Annotated in this window: 6 protein-coding genes; all 6 read right to left on the bottom strand. The window is 36.0% G+C overall.

Annotated elements, in window-relative coordinates; translation table 11 throughout:
• Positions 1-227: DUF3021 family protein (locus tag QZN27_RS09445; RefSeq protein WP_296786860.1), on the bottom strand; the 227-nt coding region annotated here is incomplete at its 3' end.
• 8 nt (positions 228-235) lie between these two features.
• The gene (locus QZN27_RS09450; RefSeq protein WP_296786862.1) at positions 236-676 is read right to left on the bottom strand and encodes a LytTR family DNA-binding domain-containing protein; all 441 of its coding nucleotides are present in this window, start codon (positions 674-676) and stop codon (positions 236-238) included.
• A gap of 3 nt (positions 677-679) precedes the next feature.
• Positions 680-952, bottom strand: coding sequence for a 2TM domain-containing protein (locus QZN27_RS09455; RefSeq protein ID WP_296786865.1), 273 nt, complete (start codon positions 950-952; stop codon positions 680-682).
• 1 nt (position 953) lies between these two features.
• Positions 954-1,205 (bottom strand): 2TM domain-containing protein, encoded by a 252-nt coding sequence (locus QZN27_RS09460; RefSeq protein WP_296786869.1) that lies wholly within the window; start codon positions 1,203-1,205, stop codon positions 954-956.
• A 127-nt stretch (positions 1,206-1,332) separates the two neighbouring features.
• Positions 1,333-2,031: a diacylglycerol/polyprenol kinase family protein gene (locus QZN27_RS09465; protein ID WP_296786871.1), complete on the bottom strand. Its 699-nt coding sequence runs from the start codon at positions 2,029-2,031 to the stop codon at positions 1,333-1,335.
• Entirely contained in the window at positions 2,028-3,149 is a 1,122-nt protein-coding gene (locus QZN27_RS09470) for a tocopherol cyclase family protein (RefSeq protein WP_296786873.1), read from the bottom strand. The genes QZN27_RS09465 and QZN27_RS09470 overlap by 4 nt, the downstream gene beginning before the upstream one ends.
• Positions 3,150-3,217 lie beyond the last annotated feature (68 nt).

Below are 3,217 nucleotides of genomic sequence, written 5' to 3' on the forward strand. Positions count from 1 at the left end.
GCAACTTGAAGAGGAAATGCGATATCCTCCCTTTCATAAATCAATCCTGTCAGGGAAAATCCCCAACCGACAACAATTGAACCTAAAAATGCATTTATTACTGTCACACCATCAAAATGAACATTTTGAGGACCCCTCTGTAAAGAAATTAAGACCATAATAAGCATCACGATAAAACAGCCGACAAAAGCACCCATCGCCAATCTTTTAATCAAATCAACTTTCATTTTCTCACCTACAAATCCAAAGCCTGTTTAAAGTCCGGCAAATATTTTCTTGAGATATTGTCCTTTAAGCCATTTTTCAACTCTATAAACATCATCCCCTTAAGTGAAGGGGCTACACGCTCAATTTTTTTAAGATTAACGATAGTGGCTTTTGAAATTCTTACAAAATCACTGCTTAAAGTCTCTTCAACCTGATATAATGGCTTTTTTATCAGATACTCACTATTTTCAGAATACACTTTGACCTGCTTGTCTTCAACCCTGAACATGAATATCTCATCCATCTGCAGAAGTGCAATGTCAGATCCCTTTTTTACAGCAACCATATCAGATGAATCATCACTTTCCAGAATGGACATGGCTTTTGCAACGTTATCCGTCAGTTCATTAGTATGAATATCTGCATAAGGCTCTTCAATATCTCTTGAAACAAATAAATTTACCTTCATAGTCTAATCACTTAATTTCATCATTTCTTCTTGGATTTTACGTTCTCTGTAATTATCACTAAACTTATCGACAAATACAAATGCCATCAAAAAATCTTTAAAAACACCTATTCCCCAGAAAAATACAGGGAACAATACCCACCAGAATTCCGGTGTGAAAAACCAATTAATGATAGCTAAAAATGCATTAACTATAATATATGCTTGTAAATTCTTATAGAATTTTATTTTTTTCTCAACTATTTCTTCAGCTCTTTTATATAAATTATCAGACATCTTATTCACCCATTTTTGAAATTTCCTTTTCAATCATTTCTTCTCGATAATCTTTAATGGAATAGGCTTTGAAAAACTTATCTAAAACGTCAAATCCCCAAAAAATCATCACAAAGAACAATAGCCAAAAACTTTGCAGGAATAACAGGCAAATAATTGCTATTAATACATTTACGATTAAATATTTATATAGATTTTCTTGAAATTCGATTTTTGCATCCACTCTTTTTTCAGCTCTTTGTCTTAAATCCATTTTTTACACCTATTTACCATTCGATAATATAACTTAAGCAAAGTCTATATAAATGGCTATTTGGCGATGTTTCCAAGATGCAAAAATTGGCCACTGAAATGCAAAAAAAAGATGTTAAAAATAGTAGCTATAATACAGCTACTAAATAATATAAAATTGCAGTCACTGCCGGAACTGACAAGTTGTCAATTCCACCATAACTGAACGCTTCACATAGTGTTGCTACGGCTGAAATCAATAATATGTTGACAATATTGAATTCAGGCATTGCACAACCGATTGATGTGAAAACCATCCAGACAAATACACTCATGACGGAAGTAATGACAAACATGGTAAGTGATCCTTCAAGAGATTTTGTACCTCCAAACACTGTGTATTTGACTTTTCCGAATTTTTGACCAATCAATGCTGCAAATCCGTCACCGTATACCATAGGAACAATGGCCAATGCTACAATCCATATGTAGTATTTAGGATCGTTTGCAGGTGCAATTGTAGCAAATACCGCAATCAATACTGTCCAAATCAGTGCATAGAAAAACAATCCCAATGCATGACCTGATTCGGTTACGCTGTTTTCTATTTTGATTGGTGAGTATTCAGTTAAAAAGAACAGCCCTATTGTGATAGGCAGTGTTAAAAACCAGACCATTACCCAAGGATCTGAGAAAAATGGCATGGCAAATATCATGTTACCTACCATGATGTGCAGAAACTTACGTGAAACTTCAGGTCTTGTCTTTAAAACCATTTCCGCTATCACGAAAATGACCGCCACATAAACATATACTATGATTAATGCAATTATGTCTGTGAATATCATTCGTCATCATACTCCCCATATTCACATCCTGCATTTTCTATCTTAACATGGTCAATTAATGTTCCGTCCTTTTTGTATAGCTTGATTTCTCCGTATCCACTTCCACCATTCCATAGGCGGTTGTGTCGTTTTTTGCCGTCTGGCGCTTCGTAGTTGAAAAGCATCATTTCATCACGTTTACAGTAAAGCACCAGTTCCATTCTTGAGTTTCTGTTGCTTGCATTAACATGCCATGTGTGAACGTCTTCACCTTCCTGGAAATCAAAGTCTATTTTGACCATATTCCAGAATCTGGCGAAGTTGTATTCATACATTTTTCCTTCATAGTAAAATCCTATTAACAGCTTACGAGGCAGTTCAATACCGAATGCCTTTGGCCTTCCACCTCCGGCTTCAAATGCGGAGTTATTCAATTTTTTACCGCTGATAAGGCTTGTTATATTACATGAGGAAATCCAAAGCCATGGTGAGGTGAAGTCTCCTCCCCAATTCTTATCGGCATATCCGTAGGATTTTTCAGGAATAACCTCATATTCTTCCCCATCGAGCCAGACAGTGCCGCTGTATTGGGTTTTGATTCCTTCTGCATGCCAGAACATTTCGAATGAGTTCAGTTTTCTGAATAATGAGCTTGCACCATAACCTACGTTGAATGTGATTTGCTTGTCAATATCCAAATCCCACATCATGTCTCCTGCATCGGACATGTATTCAGGGTGATTTTTGGCGTCCTCTTCAGACACTCTTGAAAATCCGCTCATGTGGGTTTCTGTCAAACTGCAATCACCCACCTGGATGTTCAGCTCATCATCAGGGCAGTTGAAGTATTTCATTGAGTAAAAATTATGAATCTGTTTTGGGTCTTTACCATATGCTCCCGCCTTAATCATACAATATGACGGTTGTTTGCCTGTTTTTTGATTTTCAGGGTCCTGTCCAAGGACAGGTTCGTCTTCAGCCAAAGCTGGGTTGCATGTAAAGTATTCTATGAAAAATGGTCTTGCCTCACCGGTTTTCTTATTGTAACCAGTGAATGAATGCCACCACCAGTCATAACCTTTTTTGGCAAGTGGACCCTTAAGCATAAAATAATCTCTTTTCAAATCACTTTTATTCATATTATTCCTCCAAAGGTAAGATAATATGATATTTATTTAAAATCTTTTAAATAATTTATTATAAAACA

Origin of the sequence: uncultured Methanobrevibacter sp., from assembly GCF_900316895.1 — an archaeon.
Taxonomy (GTDB): domain Archaea; phylum Methanobacteriota; class Methanobacteria; order Methanobacteriales; family Methanobacteriaceae; genus Methanocatella.